The organism is Roseomonas sp. TS2 (genome assembly GCF_058833935.1).
This window is the reverse complement of record NZ_JCACVY010000016.1, coordinates 17,099-43,666: the sequence shown is the minus strand read 5'-3', so window position 1 is coordinate 43,666 and position 26,568 is coordinate 17,099. Positions and strand designations below refer to the sequence as shown.

Here is a 26,568-nt window from a genome sequence, read left to right as displayed (position 1 = left end):
TCATGTGGCCCTCGCCCGGCAGGATGCGGAGCTCGCTCCCCGGGATGCGCGGCTGCAGCCGGCGCGACTGGCGGTCGGTCGTCACCATCCTGTCCTCCGCGCCCGCGAGGAGGATGACGGGGAACGACGCATCGCCATGCCGGCGCAGCAGGGCCGCGGCGCCGGGGAGCATGAGGGCCGTGTCGGCCGCGCTGGCGCGGAGCTGGCCGGGCCGGAGGGCCATCGCCCGGGGAAACCCGGCCGTGAAGGCGGCGGGCACCGGCCGTGGGGCGAAGATCCTGCGCAGCATGGCCGGCAGGACCGCCCGGCCCAGCACGGGCGAGAGGGTGTGGCACAGGATGTCGCCGAGCAGGGGAAGCGCGGACAGGGAGGGCAGCAGCACATCCAGCCGCGGGCCCGGGAAATAGTAGCCGGACAGCAGGATGGCGCCCCGCGTGTCGTGCGGCGCGTCGAGCGCCATGGCAAGGGCGGCCAGCGCGCCCCAGGAATGGCCCAGCAGGAGCGGCTGGTGGATGCCGAGCTGCCGCAGGGCCTTGCGCAGGATCTCCGCCTGCGCGCCGGCCGTCCAGACGGTGCCGCGCGGGCGCCCGCTGTGGCCGAAGCCGGGCCGGTCGAAGGCGAGGACCCGGTAACGCCGCGCCAGCCCGCCGAGCACGCCGCTCGCCCGGAAGTCCTCGACGGTCGCGCCATTGCCATGCAGCAGGACCACCGGCTGGCCCTGGCCCTCGTCGAGGTAGTGGAGCCGGACGCCGCCGACCGTGACGAAGTGTCCCTGCGGGGCATGCCGCCGTTCCGCCCGCCGGGCCGCCACCCGGTTGCCGAGCGCCAGGGCGCCCAGCACCAGGGCCGCCGCGCCCAGCCCCCATGCCAGGCGCCCGGGCCTCCCATGGCCGCTCACCGGCTCTCCTTCCTCGACAGCGTCTTCATCCGGGCCGCCCTCCATCATGCCGGTTGACCTGCCGGTTGAACGTGCCGGCCGCGGCGCTGTTGCCAGGGCGGCTGAATGCGCGGCGGCGGAATGCGCGGCGGCGGGCCATGTGCTTTACTGGCCACGCCTGACTGGCCATGCCTTGGCAGAGCAGGCGCGTGTCACCAGGAGCCCCTTCCCGCCATGTACAATCACCGCATGCGCCGCCCGTCGCTGATCGACAAGGTTTGCACCGCCGAGCAGGCGGCGGCGCTGATCCGCGACGGCATGACGGTCGGCATGAGCGGCTTCACGCGCGCGGGCGAGGCCAAGGCGGTCCCGCTGGCCATGGCCGAGCGGGCGGCGGCCGACCCGTTCAAGATCACCCTGATGACCGGCGCCTCCCTGGGCAACGACATCGACCGGCGGCTGACGGAGGCCGGGGTGCTGCGCCGCCGGCTGCCCTTCCAGGTGGACCCGGTGCTGCGCGGCGCCATCAACCGCGGCGAGGTGATGTTCATCGACCAGCACCTGTCGGAAACGGTCGAGCAGCTGCGTTCCCGGCAGATGGGCCCGATCGACTACGCCATCGTGGAGGCCGTCGCGATCCGCGAGGATGGCGGGGTGGTGCCCACCACCTCCGTCGGCAACACCGCGACCTTCGCCATCCTGGCGGAGAAGGTGATCGTCGAGATCAACCTCAGCCAGCCCCTGGCGCTGGAGGGGCTGCACGACATCTACATCCCGACCCGCCGCCCGCACCGGGAGCCGGTGCCGGTGCTGGCCTGCGACAGCCGCCCCGGCCTGCCCTACATCCCGATCGAGCCGACCAAGATCGCCGCCATCGTCTTCACCGAGCAGAGCGACAGCCCGTCCGCCAACGAGCCGCCGGATGCCGAGACGGACACCATCGCCGGCCACCTGATCGAGTTCCTGAAGCAGGAGGTGAAGCAGGGCCGCCTCGGCATGAGCCTGGCGCCGCTGCAGGCCGGCATTGGGACCATCGCCAACGCGGTCATGCACGGCCTCATCAACAGCCCGTTCCGCGACCTGCGCATGTACAGCGAGGTGCTGCAGGACAGCACGATCGCGTTGTTCGACTCCGGCAAGCTGGCCTTCGCCTCCGCCTCCTCGATCACGCTGGGGCCGGAGATGACGAAGCGCTTCAACGCCGGCCTCGAAGGCTACAAGCAGCGCATGGTGCTGCGGCCGCAGGAGATCAGCAACCATCCGGAGGTGATCCGGCGCCTCGGCATCATCGGCATCAACACGGCGCTGGAATGCGACATCTACGGCAACGTCAACTCCACGCATGTGGACGGCACCCACATGATGAACGGCATCGGCGGCTCCGGCGACTTCGCGCGCAACGCCTACATGTCGGTCTTCGTCGCGCGCTCCACGGCGAAGGGCGGCGGCATTTCCACCATCGTGCCCATGGTGACGCATGTGGACCACACCGAGCACGACGTGGACATCCTGGTGACCGAGAACGGCCTCGCCGACCTGCGCGGCCTGGCCCCGCGCGAGCGGGCACGGACGGTCATCGCCCGCTGCGCCCATCCGGATTACCGCGATGCCCTGCAGGATTACGCGGACCGCGCGGCCCGCGAGCGCGGCGGCCATACGCCGCACCTGCTGGAGGAAGCCTTCGCCTGGCATCTGCGGCGCCAGCGCACCGGCAGCATGAAGCCGGAACCGGCGGCCAGCCACGGCCAGCCGCAGGCCACCGGCTGACCGCCGCGCGGGCCGCCCCGCTCAGTCCAGGCCGAGAAGCCAGCGGCCCAGCGGAACCGCGCGGATCCTGGCGCCCGGGAGCGTGCGGTTGAGATCGGCGCGGTTGTGCATGATCCAGCGCAGGCAGCTGGCCTCGCTGTCGAAGGGCTCGAACTCGTCCCGGCTGGGCCGCAGGGTTTCCCGGTTCACCAGGTAGCGGGCGCCCTTGCGGCAGCCGGGCGCGCCCGCCCAGTTCCGCTCGGGCGCCACCACCGCCGGCACCCAGTAGGCCCGCCCCGGGTCCAGCAGATCGACATCACGCCGGTGCATCGGCCTCCTCCTTCCGCATGGCGCCCTTCCTGCCGTGGCGTTCCGGCGCCGCGGCAGGACGGGGCGTCTCACCGCCGGGCAGGCGCCCGGGCGGTCAGCGCCGGACCAGGTCGAAGCGGTCGGCGTTCATCACCTTGTTCCAGGCGGCGATGAAGTCGTCCACGAACTTCCGGCCCGCATCGGCCGCCGCGTACACCTCGGACAATGCCCGGAGCTGCGAGTTGGAGCCGAAGACGAGATCCGTCCGCGTCGCCGTCCACTTCTCCACATGGGTCTTGCGGCAGGTGCCGACGAAGACATCGTCCGCGTGCCCGTCCACCATCTTCCACGCCGTGCCCATGTCCAGCAGGTTGACGAAGAAGTCGTTGGTGAGCTGGCCGGGGCGCTCGGTCAGCACGCCTTCCTTGCGCCCGCCATGGTTGATGCCCAGCACGCGCAGCCCGCCGACCAGGACGGTCATCTCCGGCGCGCTCAGCGTCAGGAGCTGGGCGCGGTCGAGCAGCAGCTCCTCGGTGGGCACGTTGAACGCGACCTGGAGGTAGTTGCGGAAGCCATCCGCCCGCGGCTCCAGCGGCTTGAAGTTCTCCACGTCCGTCTGCTCGGCCGAGGCGTCGGTGCGGCCGGGGGTGAAGGGCACCGCCACGTCATGGCCGGCATCGCGCGCCGCCTGCTCGACCGCGGCCGTGCCGCCGAGCACGATGAGGTCGGCGATGGACACCTTCTTGCCGCCCGGCGCCGCGGCGTCGAACCCGGCCTTGATGCCCTCCAGCACGCCCAGCACGCGGGCGAGCCGCTCGGGCTCGTTCACCTCCCAGTCCTTCTGCGGCGCCAGCCGGATGCGCCCACCATTGGCGCCGCCGCGATGGTCCGAGCCGCGATAGGTCGAGGCCGAGGCCCAGGCGGTCGCCACCAGCTCCGGGATGGTGAGGCCGGAGGCCAGGATCTGCCGCTTCAGGGCGGCGACATCGGCGGCGTCGATCGGCGCGTAATCCGCCTTCGGGATGGGGTCCTGCCAGATCAGGTCCTCGGCCGGAACCTCCGGGCCCAGGTATCGCGCCTTGGGGCCCATGTCGCGGTGGCACAGCTTGAACCAGGCGCGGGCGAAGGCATCGGCGAACTGCTCCGGGTGGTCGCGGAAGCGCTCGGAGATCCTGCGGTAGGCGGGGTCCTCCCGCATCGCCATGTCGGCGGTCGTCATCATCGTCGGCACGCGGCGGTGGGGGCTGTGCGCGCCCGGTGCCATGTCCTCGGGCGCCGGGTTGATGGGCTGCCACTGCTTGGCGCCGGCGGGGCTGGTCACCAGCTCGTATTCGTAGTCGAGCAGCATGTGGAAGTAGCCGCCATCCCACCGGATGGGGTTCGGCGTCCAGGCGCCTTCCAGGCCGCTGGTGATGGTGTGGTCGCCGATGCCGGTCTCATGCCCGCTCTGCCAGCCGAGGCCCTGCTGCGCGATGTCCGCCCCCTCCGGCTCCGCGCCCACCTTGGAGGCGTCGCCCGCGCCGTGGCACTTGCCGAAGGTGTGGCCGCCGGCGGTGAGGGCCACGGTCTCCTCGTCGTTCATGCCCATGCGGGCGAAGGTCTCGCGGATGTCGCGGCCCGAGCGGACCGGGTCCGGCTCGCCGCCCGGGCCTTCCGGGTTGACGTAGATCAGCCCCATCTGGATGGCGGCCAGCGGGCTCTCCAGCACCTTCTCCTCGGTGATGCGGGTATCGCCCAGCCATTCCTCCTCGGTGCCCCAGTAGATGTCCTTCTCCGGCTCGAACACGTCCTCGCGCCCGCCGCCGAAGCCGAAGACCGGCCCGCCCATCGATTCGATGGCGACATTGCCGGCCAGGATCATCAGGTCGGCCCAGGAAAGCTTGCGGCCGTATTTCTGCTTGACGGGCCAGAGCAGGCGCCGCGCCTTGTCAAGGTTGGCGTTGTCCGGCCAGCTGTTCAGCGGCGCGAAGCGCTGCGAGCCGGAGGAGGAGCCGCCGCGGCCATCGCCGGTGCGGTAGGTGCCGGCGCTGTGCCAGGCCATGCGGATGAAGAACGGCCCGTAATGGCCGTAATCGGCCGGCCACCAGGGCTGGCTGTCGGTCATCAGCGCGTGCAGGTCCCTCTTCACCGCCGCGTAGTCGAGGGAGAGGAATTCCTTCGCGTAATCGAAGTCCTCGCCCATCGGGTTGCCGTGCAGACCCTTCTGGTGAAGCATGTCGAGGGAGAGCTGGTTCGGCCACCAGTCCCGGTTGGTCCGGCCCAGCAGGGCCCGCATGGCGGCCGGCTTCTTCATAGGGCAGCCCAGCGGACCGCCCACATTCGTGTCCATGGTCTTGACTTCCTCCCAGGTGTTTTGGGGGAAGGTTATGCGCGGCATGGGATCGATAGAAACGATTTTTTCCGATTGACGCGATCGACCGGATCGATTGCCGTTTCCGGACTGCCGGGCGCTGCGGCGGGGCTCCAGGGCCGCCGTCCGCCTCGCTGCGTGGCCGGACCGCCCGGACGCGGAGCGCAGGGCCGAGGAACAAAGTCCGGGCCTGGCGGTTGCGGCCTCATGAAGGGCCCCTCAGCATCCTCCGGGCAGCGCCGCCTCCGCTGGCCCCGCATCCTCGGCTCCTGCGCGCGGGGGTTGGGCCTGATCCGGGGGGACCCGGCCCGCCTGGCGGTGCAGACGGTCCTGGCGGTCCTGGTCACCTACGCGGCCGCCCTGTGGCTGCATCTGCCGGAACCGTCCTGGGCCGTGTTCTCGGCGCTGTTCGTCATCCAGGGCAGCATCGGCGGCACCCTGACGGCGGCGATGGACCGGGTCCAGGGTGCCGTGCTGGGCGCCCTCCTGGCGCTGCTCTGCGTGTCGGTGATCGGCACCGGCGCGTGGCGGACGATCCTCTCCCTGGTGACGGGGGTCGCGATCATGAGCCTGATCGCCGGCGTCAGGCCGCAACTCAACTACGGCCTGGTACCCGTTGCCGTCCTGACCGTCGCCCCGGGCACGGAGCTGGTCGAGGACGGGTTGCTCAAGATCGCCGCCATCGGCCTCGGCGCGGCCGCCGGCGCGCTGGCCAGCGTGCTGGTCCTCCCCCGCCAGGCCCACCGCGCGGCCGAGCAGCATCTGGTGCAGGCCCTGGCCGGCTGCGGCGCGCTGCTGAGCGCCTGCATGGACAAGCTGCTGTCGCAGGATGAGCGGGACCTGCATCCGCTGCACGCCCGCATCGCGCGCGAGCTGGCCCTGGCCGGCTCCATGTCGCGGCAGACACGCCTGCGGCGGAAGCAGGAGCAATACGTCCTTCTGTCCTCCCTCCTGAACCAGGTGGAGCGGCTGTGGTACACGCTGGCGATGGCCGACCGCCTCAGCGCGCGGCCATTGCCGGATGCGGTCCGGGAGGCCATGGCCGCGCCGGTGCGGCAGGCCGCGGGAGAAGCGGAGCGCTTCCTGTACGAGGCCGGCCAGGCGCTCACCTGCGGCAAGCCTCCGCCGGCGGCCAGCCGCTTCGACGCGCTGGCGCAGGAGGTGGGCAGGCTCGTCGAGCGCCTCCGCGCCGAAGGCCAGCTGAGCCAGGCGAAGCGCGAGGAGGCCGAGCAGATTCTCGGCCTGTCCCTCGCCTGGCAGCAGCTGAGCCGCAACGTGGAGGATCTCCTGGCGCTGGCATCCGCGGACCAGGCGGCCGGGGCGGAAATCCCGGCCTGCGGCCGTTAGCAGCAGGGCCACGCCCCTGGCGCCCTGTCAGGCCTGCTGCAGCCGCGCCGGCGCCGCCGCGTCGGCCAGCACGCCGGCCTGCTGGAGTGCCGCGATCCGCTCGCCGGGCAGGCCGGCCGCCAGCAGCACCTCCCGCGTGTGCTCGCCGATCCTGGGTGGCTGCCGCCGCAGCGGGGCGCGGCTGCGCGCCTCGCCGAACTCCAGCGGCAGGGCGGGCAGCGGCACCTCCGGCCCGCCGCCCAGCGCGGCGATGGCGGTGGAGAGCAGGCCGCCGCTGGCGGTGAGATGGGGGTCCTGCAGCAGGTCCCCCGGCCTGCCGACCGGCGACCAGGACACCTCGGCCGCCGCGCAGCGCTGCGTGGCCGCGCCGAATTCCAGGGCGCCGACCGCCGCCTGCAGGGCGGGCAGCAGCCAGGCGCGTTCCCGCACCCGCTGCGCGTTGGTGGCGAGGCGCGGATCCCCCGCCAGCTCCTCCAGGCCGAAGGCGGCGCAGAAGCGCTCCCACTGCGCGTCGCTCGTGACGCCGATGAAGAGCTGCGTGCCGCAGCTTGCCTGGAACACGTCGTAGATGCCCCACGCACCGCGGCGGGCCGGCATCGGCGGCGGCGGCTCGCCCATGGCGGCGCCGCCGGCGATGTGCGAGCCCATCAGGAAGGCGGCGGATTCGAACAGCGCGCTGCCCACGCGCTGGCCTTCGCCTGTCCGCTCCCGCTCGCGCAGCGCGGCCAGCACGCCGGTCACGCCGAAGACGGCGCCGAGGATGTCGATGACGGAGGCGCCCGCGCGCAGGGGCTGGCCGGGCGGGCCGGTCATGTAGGCGAGGCCGGTCTGGAACTGCACCACCTCGTCCAGCGCCGGGCGGTTGCCGTAGGGGCCGCCGAGGTAGCCCTTCAGCGCCAGGTAGATCAGGCGGGGATTGAGGCGGTGCAGATCCTCCCAGCCGCAGCCCAGCCGCTCCATGGTGCCGGGGCCATAGTTCTCCAGCACGATGTCGGCGTCCGCCACGAGCCGGTGCAGGGTGGCGCGCCCCTCGGGGTGCTTGAGGTCCAGCGCGATGCTGCGCTTGTTGCGGTTGAAGGTGGCGAAGAAGCCGGCGGCGAAGCCGGGCAGGCGCCGCGTCCGGTCGCCATCGGGCGCGGGCTCCACCTTCACCACGTCGGCCCCCATGTCGGCCAGCAGCAGCCCGGCGCAGGGGCCCATGATGGTGTGGCTGAATTCCAGCACGCGCAGCCCTGCGAGCGGGAGCGGGCCGCTCATGCGGCGCGCGCCCGGAAGGCAGCCAGGCTGCCGCCGCGCAGCGCGGCGCTCGGCAGGGTGTGGCCGACGATGCGCTCGGCCAGGTGCCCCGCCGCGATCAGCGCGTCGGCGTCGATGCCCGTGGCGATGCCCATCTCCTCGCAGAGCAGCACCAGCTCCTCCGTGGCGATGTTGCCGGGTGCGCCCTTGTGCGCGGCGAAGGGGCAGCCGCCCAGGCCGCCCACGGTGGAATCGTAGCGCGCGACGCCGAGCCGCAGCCCCGCCATGGCGTTGGCGATGCCGAGGCCGCGCGTGTCGTGCAGGTGCAGCCGCAGGGTCAGCTCCGGCCAGCGCCCGCGCACCGCCCCCACCACCCGCTCGATCCGCGCCGGCGTCGCCCAGCCCATCGTGTCGGCGAGCGAGAGGTCGTGGATCGCCTGGCCGTGCTCGGCGGCGATGGCGAGCCCGTCGGCCACCGTCTGCACCACCTGCTCCGGGGTGATGTCGCCGGCGAAGTTGCAGCCGAAGGCCGCCATCACGCCGACGCGCCCGACCGGGATGCCGGCGGCGAGATGGGCCGCCGTCTGCCGCCGCATCGCCTCAATGTTGCCGGCCCTGTCGCGGTTGAGGTTGCGGCGGGAGAAGGCCTCGGAGGCGGCGAGGGAGATGGAGCCGGTCATGCTCAGCCGGTCGCGGAAGGCCAGGGCGCGCTTCAGCCCCGCCTCGTTGAACCACAGCGCGTTGTAGGCGACGCCGGGCTTCGGGGTGAAGCCGGCGGCCACCGCCTCCGCGTCGGCCCAGCCCGGCACCAGCCTGGGCGAGACGAAGGAGCAGATCTGGATGTGGCGTATGCCGGTGCCGGAGAGCGCGTCGATCAGCGCGATCTTGTCCGCGCTCGCGATGGGGCCGGCCTCGATCTGGAAGCCCTCGCGCGGGCCTTCCTCGAAGATCTCGATGTGGCTGGGAAGATCGGACATGCGGGGCGACTCCGTTTCTGGGGCGGGAAGGGCGCGTTCACGCGCCGCGCGCGGCGGCGGCCTCGCCATGGCGGCGGCGGGCTTCCCGGACGATGGCGACAAGGATCATGCAGGCGGTGACGGCGTGCAGGGCGAGGGCGAGCGGGCTTTCGAGGAGCGTCCAGACATCGCCGCCGCTCGCGGCCATGGCGCGGCGCAGGCTCTGCTCCATCGGCGTGCCGAGGATGATGCCGAGCACCACCGGCACGAGCGGGATGCCGAGCTTGCGCAGCAGGTAGCCGAACACGCCGAAGCCCACCATCATCAGCAGGTCGAAGGAATTCTGGTTGACCGAGTAGACGCCGAGGAAGCTGACGGTGACGACACCCGGCATCAGGTAGTGCGGCGGCACGGTGAGCAGCTTCGCGAAGAGGCCGACCAGCGGGATGTTCAGCACCAGCAGGATGACGTTGCTGACATAGAGCGCCGCCACCAGCCCCCAGACGATCTCCGGCTGCTGCTGGAACAGCAGCGGCCCCGGCTGCACGTTCAGCGTGACGAGCATGCCGAGCATGATGGCCGTGGTGCCGCTGCCCGGCACGCCGAGGGTGAGCATCGGCACCAGGCTGCCGCCGGCCGCGGCGTTGTCCGCCGCCTCGGGGGCAGCGACGCCGCGCGGGTCGCCCTTGCCGAAGGTGCCGTCCTTGTCGGAGACACGCTTCTCCAGCGCGTAGCCCATGAAGCTGGCCAGGGTGGCGCCGGCGCCCGGCAGCACGCCGATGACGAAGCCGAGCAGCCCGGCGCGCAGCGAGGTGGCGGGGTAGGTCAGCCGGCGCAGCGCCGTGCTGCGCCGCCCCACCGGCACCTGCTCGACCGGGCCGGACCGCCGCTGCTCGATGTAGACGAGGAACTCGCTGATGGCGAAGAGGCCGATCGCCACGATGACGAAGTCGATGCCCTCGTACAGCTCGTAGGCGCCGAAGGTGAAGCGCGGGATGCCGGTGGCCGGGTCGATGCCCACCGTGCCGATGGCCAGGCCCAGCAGCCCGGCCACCAGCGTCTTGGCCGGGTTGCCGGTGGCAATGCCGCCGACGATGACGATGGCCATGACATAGAGGGCGAAGTATTCGCGCGGGCCGAAATGGATGGCGGCCATGGCCAGGGTGGGCGCCAGCACCGTCAGCCCGATGGTCGCCAGCGTGCCGCCGGCGAAGGAGGAGATGGCGGAGATCGCCAGCGCATCGGCCGCGAGCCCCTTCTTCGCCATGGGGAAGCCGTCGATGCAGGTGACGACGGCGGAGGAATCGCCCGGGATGTTGAGCAGGATGCTGGCGATGCGCCCGCCGAACATGCTGCCGTAATACACGCTGGTCAGCAGGATCAGCGCCGAGACGGGCGAGAGGTCCAGGCTGAAGGCCAGCGGGATGAGGATGGCGATGCCGTTCACCGGCCCGATGCCCGGCAGGGCGCCGATCACCGTGCCGACGAAGCAGCCGATGAAGGCCACCAGCAGGTTCACCGGCTGCGTCGCGACGGTGAAGCCGTGCGCGAGGGAGAAGAGGGTGTCCATCGCGCCCTATCCTCCGAAGGCGAGGCCGGGCGGCAGCGGGATGCCCAGGAACCAGTCGAAGAGCGCGAAGAAGCCGAGGCTGGTGGCCGCCCCGCCCATCAGCGCCTGCGGCAGCCGCGCGCCCAGCATGGCGGTCAGGCAGGCCACCAGCAGCAGCGTGGCCAGGATGAAGCCCAGCGGCTGCAGCAGCAGCGCATAGGCCACCAGCGCCGCCACGGTGGCCAGCTGCGCGAGCAGGTATCGCCCGCTCGACCATTCCGGCTCGGGATCGGGGCGCAGGGCCAGGTAGAGGCCGAGCAGGCCGATCGGCGGGGCCAGGGCCTCGGGGAACAGGGCGGGGCCCATCGGGTCGCCGAAGCCGACGCTGTAGGACCCCGCCTCCCAGCCGTACCAGCCGGCGAAGAGCGCCAGCAGCACGCCCACGATCCGGTCGCTCATGAGATGATGCCGATTTCCTGGGACAGGCCGCGCAGCTCGGACACCATGCCGGCCACGAAGCGCTCGAATTCCGGCCCCGAGCGCCAGACGGGCTGCAGCCCGGAGCGCCGCGCGGCCTCCTTCCAGCCCTCGCTGTCATAGACGCGCTTCAGCCCGGCGATCATGGCGTTGTAGTGCTCGTCGCTGACGCGGCCGCCGGTGTAGAAGCCGCGCCAGTTCAGCCCCACCACGTCGTAGCCCTGCTCGCGCGCGGTCGGGATGTCGGCGAAGGCGCCGGCCAGCCGCGCCTCGGCCATGGCGCCGAGGACGCGGATCTGCCCCGCCTCGACGAAGCCGGCGATCTCGGCCAGGTCGGTCGAGACGACCTCGACATGCCCGCCCAGCATCTGCGTCACCGCCGGCCCGCCGCCATCGTAGTGGATCCAGCGGAAGCGCTTCAGGTCGGCGGCGGGAATGCCGGCCTTCTGCGCCAGCAGCAGCAGGCGGAGATGGTCGTAGCCGCCGAGGCTGCTGGAGCCGCCGGTGACGATGCCGCCCGGGTCGCTCTTCAGCGCGCCGAGGAAGTCGGCCAGCGTCCTGAAGCGGGAATCGGCGCGGACCAGGATCACCCCCGTATCCGCCCCCAGCATGGCCAGCCAGCGGACGCGGTCGATGTCCCCCGGATAGCGGCGCTGCGCGATCTGCGTCAGCCCCACCGTGCTGGTGGCGACGAACAGGTTGTGGTCGGCGGCGCGGCGGCTGGTGACGTTGGCGAAGGCGACGGCGCCCACCGCCCCCGGCATGTTCGACACCTGCACCGGCTGGTCAACGACCTGCAATTCCTGCATCAGCCGCCCCACCGTGCGGCAGGTGAAGTCCCAACCGCCGCCCGGGGCGGAGGGGGCCAGGCATTCGGGCCGCGGCCCGACGAAGGCCGTGGCCGGCCGCGCGGCGGCCAGCCCGGCGAGGCCCAGCATGCCCGCGCCAAGCGCGCGCCTGCCTGCGATGATGTTCATGCGGCGTGTCCTTCCCTGTCTGGCGCGGCGAAGCCCGTGCCGGTCCATCGGCCGGAGCGCGGTGGCTCCGGGGCGAGTGGCGCCGGGGCACGGAAGCGGGCCCTTCGCGCGGGCCCGCGGGCTTGGCCGGCAGTGTTTCCCCAATCCTTCGCGCCGGGCTCTGCGGCCCGCTTTACAGCCTGGGCATGGCGTCCTATTCAACAGGACGGCCATTCCACTTTTTCAGGTTCGGACTCCCTGCCATGGCTGTCAAGTCATTCCCGGGCCCGCACGACCCCGCGAAGCCGCCCGAGGCGGGCGAGGCGGGGGGCATCGCGGCGGTGGACCGGGCGCTGCGCGTTCTGCTGGCCTATGGCGAGGGCGAGCGCGGGCTGACGCTCGGGGAGCTGTCCCGCCGCACCGGCCTCTACAAGAGCGCGCTCTCCCGCATCATGGCGACGCTGATCCAGCATCGCTTCGCGCTGCGGCACGAGGATGGGCGCTACGGCCTCGGCCCCGCCCTCTATCGCCTCGGCGGCCTCTATGAGCGCTCCGTCGATCTCAACGGCGCGCTGGCGCCGGCGCTGCGGGTGCTGGCGCAGGAGACGGGGGAGAGCGCCTCCTTCTACATCCGGCAGGGCGACCGGCGGCTGTGCCTGATGCGTGTCGATGGCTGGCGGCAGGTGCGCGACCACATCCCGGTGGGCTCGCTGCTGCCGATCGACCGCGGTGCGGCGGGGCGGATCCTGAGGCATTTCGGGGCAGCCGGGCCCGGCGCCCTGGAGCCCGCCTTCGTCGCCGCCACGATCGGCGAGCGCGACCCCGAGCTGGCGGCCGTGGCGGCGCCGGTCTTCGGCGCCGGGCAGCGGCTGGCCGGGGCATTGTGCGTCGCCGGCACCGCCACGCGCTTCTCGGAGGCGGAGCGGCTGGCCGGCATCCGCGGCCTGGTGTTCCGCGAGGCCGCCCGCCTGACCCTGGCGCTGGGCGGCGACGCGGCCGTGTTCTCCGCGAGCGGCCCGTGCGGCGCGACGCCCGGGGAGGAGCCGCCAGGCAGCGGGTAGGAGCAGGCCGCGCTCCGCAGGGGCTCCGCAAGGTGCCGCGCAAGGTGCCGCGCAGGGCGCCCGGGGGTGGGCCCCGCGCGCCCTGCCTCCGGCGCTATTCGGCCGCCAGGGAGCGTGCCGATGTCCGTGCAAGGCGCCAGCGCAGGACATCCACAGCCAGGAAGGCGGCCAGGCTGAGCCCGGCCACCGGCAGGGCCCATCCCAGCGCCGCCATGGCCAGGGCCACGATGATTTGCGTCCGCGGCGGCAACCGGCACCAGCTCTGGACCAGGCTGCGCGGCAGCGCGCCCGGCGCAGGGCGGTTCTGCCACCAGATGCGGTAGCCATGGAGGGCCGCCCCCATCAGGCCGATGCCCAGCGCCGCCATCAGGATCTGATTCGCCACGCCGAAGAGGATCCCCATGTGCATGTCGATGCCCCAGCGGATCAGCTTGGCGACCAGGGGGAAGCCCGCGAAATCCGCGCGGCTTGTCACCTGCATCGTGCGCGGATCGATGGCGAGGCTGTCCACCTGGGTGGGCCAGGAGCGGTCGTATTCCCGCACCAGCCATGCGCCGCCGGGCCGCGGCAGGCGGATTTCCACCATGGGGGAGTCGATTCCCGCCGCCAGGGCGGCGGCCAGCACGGCATCCAGATGCCCCGTCGTATCCTGTCCAGCCACGCCGGGGGGCGCACCCGCAAGGTGGTGGGCATGGTCGCCCATCGCAGGCGCGGCCGCCGCATCGAGGTTCAGCGAGACGGAGGGCGTGACCCAGCCCAGCCCGCCGCGCAGCGCGTCGATCCGCCCGCCCGCCCATTGCGACCAGGTGAGGCCGGTCGCCGAGAGGAACAGCAGGCCGAGAGAGAGCGACACGCCGATCAGCCCGTGCAGCCGGCGGGTGCGCAGGCGGGCATTCTGCGGGGCCTTCCGGGACAGCCGGCCGGTACGCCGCCAGGCCCAGAGAAGCACGCCGCCCAGCGTCGCCACCCAGAGCCAGGACGCGGCGAGCTCGCTGTAGTAGCGCCCCGGCTCGCCGAGCAGGAGGTCGCGGTGCAGATGGTCGAGGGTGGTGCGGAACGGCAGGATGCCGCTGGTGCCATAGACGACGAGGTCGCCCTTCACGGCGAGGGTCGCCGGATCCACGAAGATGGCGCGGCTCTCGGATGCGCCGAGCTGCGGTTCCGCGAACATGACGCGCGTGGTCTGGCCAGGAGCGGCCGCGGGGCGCACGGCGAACAGGCGCGCATCGGGGCCGGCGATGGCGCGGGCCGCTTCGGCCTGGGCGGCGAGGCTCCGTGCAGGTCCCGCGGAATCCGTCCGCAGCGCCTGGCGGTACAGGGCTTCCTCCAACTGCGGCGTCAGGACGTAGAGCACCCCCGTCAGGGCAGCGGCCAGCAGGAAGGGCCCGACGAACAGCCCGACATAGAAGTGCAGGCGGGCGATGAAGGCCTTGAGCTCCACGGCCGGGGAGGCGGCGGGGCGGGGATCGACGGTCATGCCCCCTCCCTCCGGTCCATGGGGCGGGGCGCAGGATGAAGGGCGGAGAGGCCGGCGCAGCCGCACGCGGCCGCGCCGATCCGCCCGGGGGGCAGAATGGACATGGAAGATCTCCTGAAGATGCGGGAAGGCTCGGCCGGCAGGCGGCCAGGGCTTCAGGAGACCGGCGGAGCGCGCGAATGCTGGGTGCGGGGCAGCGGCCGGAAGGAGAAGGCGCGCACGGCCGCGGCCATGGCCATTTCCGGCGCGGCCACGTTGCGCGGCGTCGGCAGGGCCGGCGGCGGCGCCAGGTCTCCTCCTGCCGGCGTCTGGCAGAGCAGGCAGCATATGGCCGTTGCCGGGGCCGGCTTCGCCGGCCTGCCATCCGCACCGAGGTGCAGGGTGTAGGTGCCATCCGGCGAGCAGATGACCACCGCCTCGCCCATGGCGGCCATGGCGCGCAGATGCGCCGGCAGCCCGCCGCTCCACTGCGCCAGCAGGAGCACGGCCAGAAGACGAAGCATCAGGCGGGCTGAGCGCGGCATGGCCCGGCCTGGCTAGCAACCGGCCTTGGCCTTGTCACCAGGGAAACGGCAAGGCGCTTCCTCCGGGCCGGGCGCCCGCGGCCTCCGCGCCGGCTAGCCGCCGGCGATCAACGTCGTGACCCGGTGCGCGAGGATGTCCATCGCGAAAGGCTTGGTGAGCACGTGCATGCCGGCCTCCAGCGGCCTGCTTCCCATCACCGCGTTCTCGGCATATCCGGTGATGAAGAGCACCTTCAGATCCGGCCGGGCGAGCCGTGCCGCATCGGCCATCTGCCGCCCGTTCATGCCGCCCGTCAGGCCGACATCGGTGACCAGGAGGTCGATGCGCGCATCGGACTGGAGGATGCCGAGGCCGCCGGCGCCATCCTCCGCTTCGAGCACGGCGTAACCCAGCTCCTCCAGCACCTCGGAGATGAGCTGCCGGATGGTGGCCTCGTCATCGACCACCAGCACGGCCTCGCCCTTCCCGGCGCCCGGGGCGGCGGAGGGCAGGTCCGGCCTCGCGCTCTCCTCCCCCGGGCCGTGATGGCGCGGGAGGTAGAGGCACATGGTCGTGCCCTGGCCGGGCTCGGAGTAGATCCGCACCTGCCCGCCCGACTGCCGGACGAAGCCGTAGATCATCGAGAGCCCCAGCCCGGTCCCCTGGCCGAGGGGCTTGGTGGTGAAGAAGGGGTCGAAGGCGCGTTCGATGACCTCGGGCGCCATGCCCGTTCCGGTGTCGGTGACGCAGAGCGAGAGATACTGCCCGGGCGCCAGGTCCTGCTCCCGGATCGCCCGCTCGTCCAGCCACCGGTTCGCCGTCTCGATGGTGATGCGCCCGCCCTCGGGCATGGCGTCCCGCGCGTTGATGCACAGGTTCAGCAGCGCGTTCTCGAGCTGGTTGGCATCGATCAGGGCCGGCCACAGGCCCGCGGCGCCGACGACCTCGACCTCGATCTCCGGCCCCACCGTGCGGCGGATCAGCTCCTCCATGCCGGCGACGAGGCGGTTGATGTTCGTCGGGCTCGGCGCGAGGGTCTGGCGGCGCGAGAAGGCGAGCAGCCGGTGCGTCAGGGCGGCGGCGCGCCTGGCCGCGCCCTGCGCCGCCGCCACATAGTGCTCCAGCTCGCTGATCCGCCCCTGCCCGATGCGCAGGCTCATCAGCTCCAGGCTGCCGGTGATGCCGGTCAGGAGGTTGTTGAAGTCGTGCGCGACGCCGCCGGTGAGCTGGCCGACCGCCTCCATCTTCTGGCTCTGCCGCAGCGCTTCCTCGGCCCGTGCCAGCCGCTCGGCCGCGAGCTTCTGCTCGGTGATGTCGCGGGCGGAGCAGAAGAGCTTGCCCTCGACCGGCACCGCGACCCAGGAGAAGCTGCGGTAGCCGCCGTTCCGGGTCCGGAAGCGGTTCTCGAAATCGGCCACCCGCGACCCGCCGGCGAGGCGGATCACCGCCACATGGGTGGCGGCACGGTCCTCGGGATGCTCCAGCCATTCCGAGGTGCGGCCGAGAATCTCCTCGCGGCTCCATCCCAGCTTGTCGGTCCAGGCCGGATTCACGCTGAGCCAGACCCCGTGCGCATCGGCGACGCCGAGCAGGTCCTGCGAGGCGTTCCAGATGCCGTCGCGCTCCTGGGTGCGCCTGGCCACCTGCTGCTCCAGCGTCTCGTTGATCCGCTGCAGCTCCGCCCCGGCCCGGGCCTGCTCCATGGCGGCCCAGGTGCGGTCCGCCACGGCGCGGGCGAAAGCGACCTCCTCCTCCGTCCAGGGGTGTTCGGCGTCCGTGTGGGCGAGGACAACGGCCGCCAGCCGCCCGTCCTTCATCAGCGGCACGTTGAGCAGCGCCCGTATTTGCAGGGCACCGAGCCGCGCCACGCCCGCGCCGGTCCGGGGGTCCTGCCGCACATCGGGGATGGCGACGACCTCGTTGCGCTTGAGGTCGTCGATGTAGGAGCCGAAATCCCGGAAGGCGTGCCGCCCGGCGACCGATGCGATCCCCGGGCCGGCGCACCAGTCGGGCTCTATCTCGATCACCTCGCGGGCGGCATCGACGCTGCCATAGCCCGCCCGCGACACCTGCAGCGCCGCGCCGAGAACCTGCGATGCCGCGGCGGCGATGGCGGCCGGATGGCTGAGGCCGCGGAGATGATCGCCGAGCTCGATCAGCGCGGCCTGGCGCAGCTCCTGCCGCTTGCGGCTGTCGATGTCGATCAGGATGCCCGGAAAGCGCCTGGGTTCCCCGGCCGGATCCAGCTCGCAATGGCCATTCGCCTCGATCCACCGCCAGGACCCGTCGGGCCGGCGGACGCGGTACTCGGCGCGATACGGCCCGCCCCGCGACACGGCCTGCCCGACCCGCTCCGCGACCTGGGCCAGATCATCGGGGTGGATCGCCGCGGCGGCCGCGCGCAGCGCGAGGCCTGTCGTCAGGGCCTCCGGATCGAGGCCGAAGGTGTCGGCGAAGCGGGCATCGCCGGTGAGCTGGTCCCGGGCGACGTCCCACACCCAGGTGCCCAGCACGACGCCCGTGTCCAGCGCCAGCCCGATCCGCTCGCCGGCGGCCCGCGCCTCCGTCACGTCGCGGGAGATCGCCAGCAGCCGGTCCGGCCGGCCCCCGGCATCCAGCATCGGCGTCACCACCACGTCCCAGTAGCGGCGGTTGCCCTTCACGGTGTCGGCATAGCCCTGGAAGTGGCCCCGGCCGCCGGCCCTGGCGGTGGCCAGCGCCGCCTGGAGCGCACCCCGTTCGTAGCCATGGCAGAAATCCGGCCAGTGGCATCCCTTGAAGGCGGCGAAATCGTCGATCTCCATGGCCCGGAGCCCGCCTTCGCTCATGAAGCGCAGCGTGCCGTCGAGATCGAGGACCTTGATGCAGTCGGGGGAGCTGGCCAGCACCTGGCGGTTGAACGCCTCGCTCGCCCGCAGCGCCTCCTGGGCGTCCAGGGCGGCCGAGATGTCGATGACGATGCCGGTGAAGCGCAGGGCCTGCTTGCCGTCCCATTCGTAGCAGCGGCCGCGCATGAGGACGCTGCGGGCCTTTCCCGCCCCGGGCACGACGCGGAACTGCCTGGTGTACTCCCCGCGCCCGGCCAGGGTGGCGGAGAGCCTCTCGGCGGAAACCCGGTCCTCAGGATGGACCGCCGCCAGCACCTGCGCCAGCGGCATGCCCTCGGCCAGCCGGGCTGCATCCAGGCCATGGAGCGTGGCGAAGCGTTCATCGGCCCGGACCAGGCCGGCCGCCACATCCCAGTCGAAGAAGCCGACCAGCCCCGTCCCGAGGGCGGCCGCGGCCCAGTCCTGGCTGCCGCGCAGGGGCCGGTCCACCCGCCGCTGTCCGCCGCGGTCGCGCAGGGTCTTGATGAAGCCGGAGGCGGCGCCCGTCCCGGCGCGCAGCACCATCATCTCGCCCTGGGTGAAAACCCGCGAGCCGTCGGCGCGGACATGCCAGCGCTCGTCGCGGCCGCGCCCCGTGCGGAGGGCCTCGTCCCGCTCGAGGGCAGGCCTGCCGCCGGCCACATCCTCCGGCGTGAAGATCCGGTCGGCCGGGGCGCCGAGCATCTCCGCCTCGGTCCAGCCGAGGATGTGCCGGGCGCCCTCGCTCCAGCTGGTGATCCGGCCTTCCAGGTCGAAGCTGATGATGGCGGGGTCGATGGCGCCGTTCAGGATCTGCTGGCCGTGGGCCATGGTTTCGCTCATCGGCGCGGCCCCCTCCGGCAAGGCTGCCGGGGCGGCTCGGGGCTGTGGCCTTCGGAGAGAGATAAGACCATTGCCGGCCCGATGATGGACATGACCCACGCCATAGCAGAGCAGCCCCCCGGACGGAAACCGGCACTCCGGACCGGAGCCGGCTCCGAGACGGAAGCCGGCCGGAATGCCCGCGGGCGTTGCGCCGCGCCGCGGGCCGTTGCGCGCCCCGTCAGGAGCCCCTGCCGATGTCCATCATGACGGCACGCCAGATCTGCGCCGGCAGCCCGCCGCCGGACACGCCCTGCATCGGCTTGTTGTCGCCATTGCCGAGCCAGATGCCGGCCACGTACTCCTCGGTGAAGCCGATGAACCAGGCGTCGCGGTTGGCGGTGGTCGTTCCCGTCTTGCCCCCCGCCCAGAAGCCGGGATCGGCGGCCTTTCCGGTGCCGCGCTCGACAACGCCCGAGAGCATCTGCCGCATGGCATCCGCATGGCGCGGGGCCAGGGCCTGCCTGATCTCCGACCGTGCCGGCAGCACGCGCGTCAGGATCTCGGTGCCGGCCGAATCCTGGACCTTCTGCACCGAATACGGCACGACCATCCGGCCGTGGTTGGCGATGCTGGCGAATGCCGCGGTGAGATCGACCAGCCTGGCCTCGTAGGTGCCCAGCGCCAGGTCGCCCGCCTCGCCTTCCGGATCGTCGTCGATGTTCATCGTCCTGATCAGGGCGCGGACCGCCCCGGTGTTCCGCATCGCCACGCGGACGGCGGCTGTGTTGGAGGATTTCTCCAGCGCGGCGGCCAGGGTGATGTCGCCGAGATACCTGTCGTCGAAATTCCTGACAGGCCGCCCCCCCAGCTCCAGGGCGGCATCGCTGACCATGCTGTCCGGCGTGCTGCCTTCCTGGAGGGCCGCCAGATACACGAACACCTTGGCCACGGAGCCCGGCTGCCGCCTGGCCTGCGTGGCGTGGTCCCATTCCTTCTGCCTGTAGTCGCGGCCGCCCACCAGCGCCACCACGGCGCCGTCATGCCGCATGACGACCACCGCGCCCTCCTCGATCTGCCCGGCGCCGGCGTGGCGGCGCAGCGCCTGCTGCATGTGCCGTTCGGCGGACGCCTGGATCTTCATGTCCAGCGTGGTGGAGATGGTCCTCGTACCCTGCCGCCCTTCAGGCGTGGAATTGCCATTGGCCTCCGCCTCCGCCCAGCGCGCGAACCAGCCGATCTGCGTGCCGCGGGGATAGACGCCGCCCCAGGCGGATCGCGACGGGGCGATGGCGACAGCCTGCTGCTTGGCGCGGTCCGCCGCCCTCCGCGAGAGGGAGCCGGCCTCCACCATCTGCTCGATGACCCGGAAGCCACGGTCGCGCGAGAGCTCGAAATTGCGGTGCGGGTTGTACCGGTTGGGGGCGGGCAGCAGGCCGACCATCATGGCCGATTCCAGCACGCTCAGGCTGAGGGCATATTTGTTGAAGTAGACCCGCGCGGCGGCCTCGATGCCATAGGCGCTGCCGCCGAAGAAGACCCTGTTGAGGTAGACGAACAGGATGTCCTCCTTGCTCAGGTTCAGCTCCAGGATCGGCGCCAGCACCGGCTCCTCCAGGAGCTTGCGCACGATCGGGCTGTGCTCCTTGAGGTAGATCTCCTTGATGGTCTGCTGGGTCAGGGTGCTGCCGCCCTGGGTGCGCCCCGTGAGCGTCGACCAGACGGCGCGCGCCATGGCCCGCGGGTCCAGGCCCCAATGGTCGTAGAAACGCCGGTCCTCGCTGGCCACCAGCGCGTTGATCAGGTGCTTCGGCAACTGCGCGAACGGCACGGGCGGGCCGTAATACGCGCCGCGCGCGCCGACGAACTCGCCCTGCGCGCTCAGGATCCGCACGCCGTTCTCACGATTGTCGGTGACGAGACGGCCGGCATCCGTGAATTCCAGCGCCTCGGCCTCGCGTGGCGCCGCGGCGGCCAGGCCGAGCAATGCGAGAAAGCGTCTCCGGTCGAGAGACACGGTCAGAGGATTTGAACAGGGCCGGTGCATGCCCCCTGGTACACCAAGGGGGGGGCAGCGGCAGCTAACAACATGCGGCGCCCCGAGGCTTCGGTGCCCCAGGGCCTGCCTCACCGGCGGGATTGCGACAGAGGCCCCGGGATCAGGGGATGGGCCTCGCTCCGTGCCTGAGAAGGCCTGCTCTGGCGGCCCTTCGCGATGCCGGTGAAGAGGAACATGAGCAGCCAGTTGCGGGATACGAGCTGGTGGAAGCCCAGGGACAGGACCCCGGTGGCCACGGTGATGATCAGGAATTCGCCGACCGGAGGCAGATCCACCAGGGCGAAGGCCGCGCCGAGGAACACGATGATGACCATGTGGACCAGGTAGATGGTCATGGAGGCGTTGACGAGCTTGCGGACCCAGACGTTCGGCGTGTCGAGCCAGCGGAGCGCCACGAAGAGCAGGATCTTCGACCAGTAGATGCCGGTCAGGGGAACGAGGAAGAACGTCAGCGCGCGATAGACGGCCTCCTCGCGCAGATGAATCTGCATGAGGGTGGCCGTTCCCGCCAGCGCCAGCGCAACGGCCAGGCCGTCGATGGAGGCGAAGCGCTCAATGTATTCCCTGCGCGCGGCAAGCAGGCATCCCATGGCGAAGACAGGGAGGAGGGAAGCCATCTCGCTCAGGTAGATCATGTTCCAGAAGATGAAGGTCATGCCGAGGACCTTGAGGACGGCCACGCTCAGCATGCTGAAGACGCCGGCGGCGATGGCGGCGAGGGCCAGGTTCACGCGGCTCCCCAGGATCAGGCCGCCGGCGGCGGAAGCCATGCGCGAGACCGAGTCTGGCCGCCCGAAGCGGTATGGCAGCGCCAGCAGGAGCGTATAGACGATCAGGAAGATCAGGAACCAGACGTGCTCGATCCAGTGCGGGCCCGGCGTGCCGAGCCGCGACAGCCAGCCGGACAGGACGCCCGTGCCGGAGCCGTTGTTCAGGACGTAGGCCAGCATCATGAGGGGATTGAGCAGGAGGATTGTCGAGATCAGCGGGACGCCCAGCTGGACCGTCCGCTGCCGCCACCATTTCATGGCGTTCCGCTGATCGACGAACATCATCGCGAAGAAGCCGCCCAGCAGGAAGAAGGCCGGCATGCGGAAGGTGCTGATGAAATCCGCGAAGCCCGTCAGGAAAGCCGATGGCTCGCCCGCCCTGACGATCCAGGGAAAGTCGATATAGGCCAGGGCTGCGTGGAACGGGATGCCCAGCAGCATGAGGGCGGCACGGACCTGGTCGAGGAAGTACAATTTCGACGGACCCGCCTGCTGGGCCGCATCGCCGGCCTGGCGGCGCGGTATGGCCTCGAGCTCGCGGATCGTCATCTGCTCCCAGCCTTCGGGCAGGAAGTTCAGATGCTCCTCGATGAGCAGGGAGGCGTTGATGTAGTTGAGCGAGTCGCCGCCGGCGGAAGCAAAGGACTGGTCCCGGCCCAGATCGGGGTGGCCCAGAAGCCTGGCGAAGGCCGCGTGCAGCGAGAGGCGCTGCTCGGACAGGCGCGTGGCGGCCGCCCGTGCGGCGAACATCCCGCGGATGCCGGCATAGTCGATCTTGCCGGAAGGAAGGCGCGGAATCTCGGGCAGCTGGATGACCTGGATGCTGGCGGCCGGCAGGTCATGGTGGCGCAGAACGAGATCGGCCACGGCCTCAGCCGAGGCCGGCGCAACCGCCGCGATCTGCAGGCCCGTGTCATCGCCGGCCACTGCGGCGGCAATGCCGGCCTGGCGCAGCCGCGCCTCGATGTCGTCGAGGCCGATGCGCAGGCCGAAAGGCTTGATGAACCGGCTCTTCCGCCCCGTGATCGTGTACAGGCCGTCGGCGTTGAGGACGGCCAGATCGCCGGTGCGAAGCTCGGTCAGCTCGGCGCCCCCGGCAAGGTCCGCCCGCTTCAGGCCATAGCCCATCATGACGTTCGGGCCGGCATAGACAAGCTCACCTTCGATGCCCGGGGCGTCAATCGGGGCGCCGTGCTCGTCCAGGAGAGAGATCGCTCCGCCAGGAACCGGCACGCCGATGGCGGCCGGATACTGCTTCACCAGCGCGGGCGGCACATAGGCGATGCGCGGCGCCGCCTCTGTCTGGCCATACATCACATAGAAGCGGCGGCCATGCCTTTCGGCGAAATCCGCAAAGCGGCGCACCGTCTCCTGCGGCAGCTTGCCCCCCGCCTGGGTGAAGTACCGCAGGGAGGCCGGAGGAGGCCTGGCAAGGAAGCCGCCCCGCTCGAGCAGGTCGAAGCTGTGCGGCACGCCGGCGAGGCTCGTCGCCCCGAAGGCTTCGAACCGCTGCCAGAACGCATCCTCCGTGAGCGATGCCTCGTTCAGGATGATGGCGCCGCCCGTGGTCAGGTGCGAGTTGATGACCGACATTCCATACGAGTAATGGAACGGCAGTGTGGTGATCGCCCGCTCTCCGGGGGCGAACTCCAGGTACTCCGCGATGGAGAGCGCGTTGGAGACAAGGTTCTTGTTGGAGAGGCGAACCAGCTTCGGCTCGCCCGTCGAGCCGGATGTGGCGAGCAGCACCGCCAGGTCGGGGTGCAGCCCGGCCGTGGAAGGGGATTGCCGCGGGTGCCAGCGGTCATCCTCCAGAGTGTAGAGGAAATCGGGCTGGAAGCGCATCGCGAGCGGGGAGTCCTCGCCCTCCGTGTCCTTGAGGAGGAGCACCGCGTGCCCGGCCCGCGAGGCGCCCACATAGGCTGCCAGGGAGCGGAGCGTGTTGGAGGCTTGCACGGCAATCAGGCAGCGCTCCCGTGGCAGGGAAGCGCAGGCGGCATCGGCGAAGGCAGCGAACTCCTTGTGGGACCAGGCCCGGCCGGTCTCGTCAACAACGGCCAGATCGGATCCGAACAACGCCATGTGGCTGAAGAGATCGCGGCGTTCCACTTTGCCGTGGCCGGTTGCTGCTGCCGGTAAGTGCACCGTGCATAATCCTTCAAAGCAAAGCCGGACGCTGCTGTACCTGCGCGGAAAGCAGCCGCAGAAGCGAACCGGGTTCGAGTTTCGCCGCCCCTTCCTGCCGCTTTCGGGATGCAGGCGGAGCATCTCCCACCATACAGCGCGGCGCAGCACCGCTTTCTGTAACACCTTGTTGACATTGCTCAATTATTTAGGCGCGCCAAAATATTCAAGGAATATTAATGGTAATCTACTTATGGTAGATTATGGTTTTTCAGGAAGTTTTCCTGGTTGAAAACCGCCCCGCAGCCGCCCGGAGCCAGCCGATGCGCCCTGGCTGGGCTGGCCGCATCATCGTCTTTTCCGCGTCCTTCTCCTGTACGCCCCCGCCTGCGCCGAGGTCCGGATGCCAGGAACCTCCTGCCTGCCTTGCCGCCGGCGCGATGCTCGCCACCACGGCAGCGGCTCCAGACGCGGAACCCGAGGAGAGGCGGGATGGACGCTTTGGGATAGTGCCCCGAAGCCGTTTACGCGACACTGACCCGGCCTGTGGCGCAGCCTGCATGGGGCGGAAAGACTCCTGCTGCGCCGTCAGCCCCGCTTTGGGGCCGGGCGAGTTTGCAAGGAGGAAGCATGCCTGGAATTCATCGTCGCCTGCTGTTGCCGACGCTCGGCGGCCTGGTCGCGGCGGCACGCGCCACGCCCGTGGCGGCCTCGGCCTGGCCCAGCCAGCCGGTTCGCCTGATCTGCCCCTTCGCCGCGGGCGGCCCCACCGATGTCGCCGCACGCCTGGTAGCGGACGGGTTGACCAATGTGTTGCCGCAACGCGTGCTGGTCGAGAACCGCACCGGTTCCGGCGTGGTGGTCGGCACCGAGACCGTGGCCAAGGCGCCACGTGATGGCTACACCATACTCTACAGCACCATCGCTCATGCGGTGCTGCGGCCTCTCTTCTCCAGCCTCAGCTTTGATCCGGTGGCCGATTTCCGGCCGGTCGCGCTGGTCGGCACGGTGCCGATGCTGCTGATGGTGAACAAGGACGTTCCGGCGCGCAACCTGCAGGAGCTGATCGCGCTGTTCCGCGACAAGCCCGGCCGGTACGATTACGGCAGTTCCGGCGCCGGCGGGGCGGTGCATCTGGCCACCGAGCTGTTCCTGCGGCAGGCAGGCGATCTGAAGGTCAACCACATCCCGTATCGTGGCTCGGCCCCCGCCATGCCGGACCTGCTGAATGGCAACCTGACGATGTTCCTCAACGTCGCCTCCGATGGCATCGCCAGCGTGCAGAGCGGCGCCACGCGGGCGCTCGCCGTCAGTTCCGCGCAGCGTCTGCCGCAACTGCCCGATGTGCCGACTTTCGCCGAGGCCGGGTTGCCCGGTTACGAGGCGTACACCTGGCACATGCTTTTCGCGCCGGCCGGCACCCCGGAGGAGGTCGTGAACGCGCTGAACCAGGCGGTGAACAAGGTGGTGCGCATGCCCAATGTCCAACAGCGCTTCACCGAGCTTTCGGTCCAGCCGCGCTCCGACAGCACGCCCGCCAGTGCCGCGGCCTGGCTCCGGTCGGAGATGGCGAAATGGGAGCCGCTGGTCCGGGAGAGCGGCATCACGGCGAACTGAGATCTGCCTCGGCCCTGTCCTGCGAAGGGGAGCCGTGGGCGCCTGGCCGCCCGCCCGGGGCGGACGGCCAGGATTGCTGCTTGCCGGGCGCGCGAAGCCCATGTGGCTGGTGCTCCGGGCGGCGGCCCGGCCGAGGTCCGGCATTGCCTTGCGCGCGCCGGCTCCGGACCGGAGAGACATGCTGGATGAGGGATTGGCGTCCTCCCCCGTGATGCCCCCGGGGCGAGGCCAGGGCTGGATGCCGCCTGGATCAGCGGCCAGATCCTGCATCCGCAGCGTCCTTGGCGGGAAAAGCGGGTTGGTGCAGAAGGCGAGGCAAGGCAGCCAAGCGGCGCCCTCTCCGACAGACCGTACGATGAACACTTCCCTGTTGTTCATCGCTGACATTGGCCTCGAACCGCCCCCGCGCTTTGTACGCGCGACGAAAGCGGCACAGGTGGAGTGTACGGCGGAGCAAATCCGAAAAGAAAAGCGGGTACCAGCCGGATAAATAAGTGAAAATATTGTAGAATATTTCTGATGTCTAAAAATATTCTTAGAATATTATCCACAAAATAAAAGATTTATTGATATAATTCAAATAAATACCGTTTATCAAATCCTGTTGCACGGCAATTTTTATGATCTATAAAAGCCTGAAATATTAAATCTTCTTTGTAACGGAAACGAATGATGTCAGCCAGCCCGGTCCAGCTTGTCCGTCCCAAACGCTTCGGGGACTCCCGGGGATGGTTCTCCGAAACCTGGAACAAGGAGCGCTTCGCGGCGGCCGGCCTGAAGCTGGAGTTCGTGCAGGACAATCATTCCCTCTCGGGCCAGGTCGGAACCTTGCGGGGCCTGCACTTCCAGACCCCCCCCTTCGCGCAGGACAAGCTTGTGCGTTGCCTGAGGGGGAAGATCTTCGATGTGGCGGTCGATATCCGGAAGGGCTCGCCGACCTATGGGCAGTGGGTGAGCCGCATCCTCTCGGCCGAGAATGGCGAGCAGCTCCTGGTTCCCATCGGCTTCGCGCACGGGTTCATGACGCTGGAGCCGGATACGGAGGTCGCCTACAAGACCTCCAACTATTACGACCGAAATTGCGACAGCGGCCTGATGTGGAACGATCCCGACATCGCCATCGCGTGGCCGCTCGACGCCGCGGCCGCCATCCTGTCCGAGAAGGACCAGAAGCAGCCGTCGCTGCGCGGCTTCGACAGCCCCTTTGCCTATGACGGCCGGCCCCTGCTGCCGCTGGGAGATGCGCTGGTTCCCTGAGCGCCATGGTGGGGCGCCGCGATGCGGGCCAGCCCTTCGCCCGGTGCATTGGCCCAGCCCATGCCAGTCTGGCGGCGCCCCCGGCCGTGGCGGACACTCCGTTCCGGGGAGCGAGGAAGAGGGTGGCGCAGCCCCGCGCCACGCGGCTATAGCCGCCGCGTCTTCCGGAAGCCGGCCGGCAGCGAGCGCTTTGGGCGATGGCCCGATCAAATCCCCCGAGAGGCAAAG

Annotated in this window: 18 protein-coding genes; 5 read left to right on the top strand and 13 right to left on the bottom strand. The window is 70.7% G+C overall.

The features are described 5' to 3' along the window. Positions 1–898 (bottom strand): alpha/beta fold hydrolase (locus ACZJYS_RS05345; RefSeq protein ID WP_493176310.1); only part of this gene is annotated, 898 nt, incomplete at its 3' end. Positions 899–1,111: 213 nt separating this feature from the next. Between ACZJYS_RS05345 and scpC the strand changes: the two genes are divergently transcribed. Next, positions 1,112–2,644, top strand: a complete 1,533-nt coding sequence (scpC, locus tag ACZJYS_RS05340) for a succinyl-CoA:acetate CoA-transferase ScpC (protein WP_493176308.1) — start codon at positions 1,112–1,114, stop codon at positions 2,642–2,644. Between the two features lie 21 nt (positions 2,645–2,665). Here the strand turns inward: scpC and ACZJYS_RS05335 are convergent, their stop codons facing one another. Both ACZJYS_RS05335 and katG read right to left on the bottom strand, forming a co-directional pair. Further along, positions 2,666–2,953, bottom strand: a complete 288-nt coding sequence (locus ACZJYS_RS05335; protein ID WP_109518082.1) for a hypothetical protein — start codon at positions 2,951–2,953, stop codon at positions 2,666–2,668. A 94-nt stretch (positions 2,954–3,047) separates the two neighbouring features. Then, positions 3,048–5,261 carry a catalase/peroxidase HPI gene (gene katG, locus ACZJYS_RS05330; protein WP_493176306.1) on the bottom strand — a complete coding sequence of 738 codons (2,214 nt, stop codon included), beginning with the start codon at positions 5,259–5,261 and terminating at the stop codon, positions 3,048–3,050. 228 nt (positions 5,262–5,489) lie between these two features. Here katG and ACZJYS_RS05325 point away from each other — a divergent pair, with 228 nt between their 5' ends. Then, on the top strand, positions 5,490–6,629 hold the full coding sequence (locus ACZJYS_RS05325) for an FUSC family protein (protein WP_109518084.1): 1,140 nt from the start codon (positions 5,490–5,492) through the stop codon (positions 6,627–6,629). Positions 6,630–6,656: 27 nt separating this feature from the next. On the opposite strand, the gene ACZJYS_RS05320 is transcribed toward ACZJYS_RS05325, so the two are convergent. Genes ACZJYS_RS05320 through ACZJYS_RS05300 form a run of 5 tightly spaced genes read right to left on the bottom strand, consistent with a single transcriptional unit; the run spans position 6,657 to position 11,824 of the window. Continuing rightward, positions 6,657–7,886, bottom strand: coding sequence for a CaiB/BaiF CoA transferase family protein (locus tag ACZJYS_RS05320; RefSeq protein ID WP_109518085.1), 1,230 nt, complete (start codon positions 7,884–7,886; stop codon positions 6,657–6,659). Next, positions 7,883–8,842 (bottom strand): hydroxymethylglutaryl-CoA lyase, encoded by a 960-nt coding sequence (locus tag ACZJYS_RS05315; protein ID WP_379649635.1) that lies wholly within the window; start codon positions 8,840–8,842, stop codon positions 7,883–7,885. Before ACZJYS_RS05315 ends, ACZJYS_RS05320 begins: the two co-directional genes overlap by 4 nt. Before the next feature lie 37 nt (positions 8,843–8,879). After that, positions 8,880–10,391 carry a tripartite tricarboxylate transporter permease gene (locus ACZJYS_RS05310; protein ID WP_109518087.1) on the bottom strand — a complete coding sequence of 504 codons (1,512 nt, stop codon included), beginning with the start codon at positions 10,389–10,391 and terminating at the stop codon, positions 8,880–8,882. A gap of 6 nt (positions 10,392–10,397) precedes the next feature. After that, complete coding sequence (locus ACZJYS_RS05305) at positions 10,398–10,829, bottom strand: tripartite tricarboxylate transporter TctB family protein (protein WP_109518088.1); 432 nt, start codon at positions 10,827–10,829, stop codon at positions 10,398–10,400. Continuing rightward, positions 10,826–11,824, bottom strand: coding sequence for a Bug family tripartite tricarboxylate transporter substrate binding protein (locus tag ACZJYS_RS05300; protein WP_493176302.1), 999 nt, complete (start codon positions 11,822–11,824; stop codon positions 10,826–10,828). Before ACZJYS_RS05300 ends, ACZJYS_RS05305 begins: the two co-directional genes overlap by 4 nt. A gap of 242 nt (positions 11,825–12,066) precedes the next feature. On the opposite strand from ACZJYS_RS05300, the gene ACZJYS_RS05295 reads away from it, so the two are divergent. Beyond that, positions 12,067–12,864 (top strand): IclR family transcriptional regulator, encoded by a 798-nt coding sequence (locus ACZJYS_RS05295; RefSeq protein WP_493176300.1) that lies wholly within the window; start codon positions 12,067–12,069, stop codon positions 12,862–12,864. Between the two features lie 94 nt (positions 12,865–12,958). On the opposite strand, the gene ACZJYS_RS05290 is transcribed toward ACZJYS_RS05295, so the two are convergent. The 5 genes from ACZJYS_RS05290 to ACZJYS_RS05270 all read right to left on the bottom strand — a co-directional run bounded on the left by ACZJYS_RS05290 (position 12,959) and on the right by ACZJYS_RS05270 (position 23,670). Further along, positions 12,959–14,341 carry a PepSY-associated TM helix domain-containing protein gene (locus ACZJYS_RS05290; protein WP_493176298.1) on the bottom strand — a complete coding sequence of 461 codons (1,383 nt, stop codon included), beginning with the start codon at positions 14,339–14,341 and terminating at the stop codon, positions 12,959–12,961. Between the two features lie 155 nt (positions 14,342–14,496). Then, entirely contained in the window at positions 14,497–14,844 is a 348-nt protein-coding gene (locus ACZJYS_RS05285; RefSeq protein ID WP_493176296.1) for a DUF2946 family protein, read from the bottom strand. Positions 14,845–14,958: 114 nt separating this feature from the next. Further along, positions 14,959–18,534 (bottom strand): PAS domain S-box protein, encoded by a 3,576-nt coding sequence (locus ACZJYS_RS05280; RefSeq protein WP_493176294.1) that lies wholly within the window; start codon positions 18,532–18,534, stop codon positions 14,959–14,961. A 220-nt stretch (positions 18,535–18,754) separates the two neighbouring features. After that, the gene (locus ACZJYS_RS05275) at positions 18,755–20,500 is read right to left on the bottom strand and encodes a transglycosylase domain-containing protein (RefSeq protein WP_493176292.1); all 1,746 of its coding nucleotides are present in this window, start codon (positions 20,498–20,500) and stop codon (positions 18,755–18,757) included. A 140-nt stretch (positions 20,501–20,640) separates the two neighbouring features. Beyond that, positions 20,641–23,670: an AMP-binding protein gene (locus ACZJYS_RS05270; RefSeq protein WP_493176290.1), complete on the bottom strand. Its 3,030-nt coding sequence runs from the start codon at positions 23,668–23,670 to the stop codon at positions 20,641–20,643. Positions 23,671–24,096: 426 nt separating this feature from the next. On the opposite strand from ACZJYS_RS05270, the gene ACZJYS_RS05265 reads away from it, so the two are divergent. After that, positions 24,097–25,083 carry a Bug family tripartite tricarboxylate transporter substrate binding protein gene (locus ACZJYS_RS05265; RefSeq protein WP_181378209.1) on the top strand — a complete coding sequence of 329 codons (987 nt, stop codon included), beginning with the start codon at positions 24,097–24,099 and terminating at the stop codon, positions 25,081–25,083. A gap of 672 nt (positions 25,084–25,755) precedes the next feature. Further along, positions 25,756–26,340 carry a dTDP-4-dehydrorhamnose 3,5-epimerase gene (gene rfbC / locus ACZJYS_RS05260; protein ID WP_493176287.1) on the top strand — a complete coding sequence of 195 codons (585 nt, stop codon included), beginning with the start codon at positions 25,756–25,758 and terminating at the stop codon, positions 26,338–26,340. The last annotated feature ends 228 nt before the right edge of the window (positions 26,341–26,568 follow it).

Bases quoted from the DNA above. Each gene is read 5' to 3' on its own strand.
- scpC (WP_493176308.1), top strand. From the start codon at position 1,112: ATGTACAATCACCGCATGCGCCGCCCGTCGCTGATCGACAAGGTTTGC.
- ACZJYS_RS05335 (WP_109518082.1), bottom strand. From the start codon at position 2,953: ATGCACCGGCGTGATGTCGATCTGCTGGACCCGGGGCGGGCCTACTGG.
- katG (WP_493176306.1), bottom strand. From the start codon at position 5,261: ATGGACACGAATGTGGGCGGTCCGCTGGGCTGCCCTATGAAGAAGCCG.
- ACZJYS_RS05325 (WP_109518084.1), top strand. From the start codon at position 5,490: ATGAAGGGCCCCTCAGCATCCTCCGGGCAGCGCCGCCTCCGCTGGCCC.
- ACZJYS_RS05320 (WP_109518085.1), bottom strand. From the start codon at position 7,886: ATGAGCGGCCCGCTCCCGCTCGCAGGGCTGCGCGTGCTGGAATTCAGC.
- ACZJYS_RS05315 (WP_379649635.1), bottom strand. From the start codon at position 8,842: ATGTCCGATCTTCCCAGCCACATCGAGATCTTCGAGGAAGGCCCGCGC.
- ACZJYS_RS05310 (WP_109518087.1), bottom strand. From the start codon at position 10,391: ATGGACACCCTCTTCTCCCTCGCGCACGGCTTCACCGTCGCGACGCAG.
- ACZJYS_RS05305 (WP_109518088.1), bottom strand. From the start codon at position 10,829: ATGAGCGACCGGATCGTGGGCGTGCTGCTGGCGCTCTTCGCCGGCTGG.
- ACZJYS_RS05300 (WP_493176302.1), bottom strand. From the start codon at position 11,824: ATGAACATCATCGCAGGCAGGCGCGCGCTTGGCGCGGGCATGCTGGGC.
- ACZJYS_RS05295 (WP_493176300.1), top strand. From the start codon at position 12,067: ATGGCTGTCAAGTCATTCCCGGGCCCGCACGACCCCGCGAAGCCGCCC.
- ACZJYS_RS05290 (WP_493176298.1), bottom strand. From the start codon at position 14,341: ATGACCGTCGATCCCCGCCCCGCCGCCTCCCCGGCCGTGGAGCTCAAG.
- ACZJYS_RS05285 (WP_493176296.1), bottom strand. From the start codon at position 14,844: ATGCTTCGTCTTCTGGCCGTGCTCCTGCTGGCGCAGTGGAGCGGCGGG.
- ACZJYS_RS05280 (WP_493176294.1), bottom strand. From the start codon at position 18,534: ATGAGCGAAACCATGGCCCACGGCCAGCAGATCCTGAACGGCGCCATC.
- ACZJYS_RS05265 (WP_181378209.1), top strand. From the start codon at position 24,097: ATGCCTGGAATTCATCGTCGCCTGCTGTTGCCGACGCTCGGCGGCCTG.
- rfbC (WP_493176287.1), top strand. From the start codon at position 25,756: ATGTCAGCCAGCCCGGTCCAGCTTGTCCGTCCCAAACGCTTCGGGGAC.